Below are 668 nucleotides of genomic sequence, written 5' to 3' on the forward strand. Positions count from 1 at the left end.
CCGAGTCGCCGGCTCCGCCGTCGCCGGGCAGCACGCCGCCCTCGCTCGTCGCGCCGGGCGGGTAGGCCGCCGGGGCGCTCTCCACCTTGTCGCGCCCGCCCTCCCAGGCGTCCCAGCCGCCGGGCGGGGAGAAGGGCGCGCCGGGCTCGGGCCCCTCGCCGTCGGGGTCCCACGCGGAGGGCGGCGTGCCGAGGGCCTCGGCCACGTTGCCCACGTCGGCGCCGAGGGCGTCGGCGGTCACGAGCGCGTAGAAGGAGAGGCGCGCCTCCTGCCCGCCGCGGAGGTGCCCGACGGCCACGGCGAGCACGCGGGTGGCCGGGTCGTAGGCCCCGTCGTCCACGGCGACCTCGGCGCCGCCGGGCAGCGTGAGGCGGATGGAGCCGGAGAGGGGCTCGAGGCCCCGGGGCACCTCGTCGCGTATGACCGCGTCCATCCAGCCCGTGCCGGGCCCGTCGACGCGCAGGGCGACCTCGTAGCGGACGACGTCGCCCACGCGGGTGGCCCCGTCGTCCCGGGAGGTGTTCTCGGCGGTCTTCCCGATGGCCACGTCCCCCTCGGCCGGGTCGTCGGGGACGACGGGCGCGGGCTCCGCCGGCGGCGAGGACGCCGCGGGCCCGTCATCGGGCGCGGGCGGCTCCGCGGGCTCGCCCGGCTCCGGGCCCTCGGGG

1 protein-coding gene is annotated in these 668 nt (G+C 80.7%); it reads right to left on the reverse strand.

The window, feature by feature from the left end; all coding sequences use genetic code 11:
* Positions 1-668: DUF11 domain-containing protein (locus D1643_RS11270; protein ID WP_201751122.1), on the reverse strand; the 668-nt coding region annotated here is incomplete at both ends.

Source organism: Enterorhabdus sp. P55, from assembly GCF_009911695.1.
GTDB lineage: Bacteria > Actinomycetota > Coriobacteriia > Coriobacteriales > Eggerthellaceae > Enterorhabdus.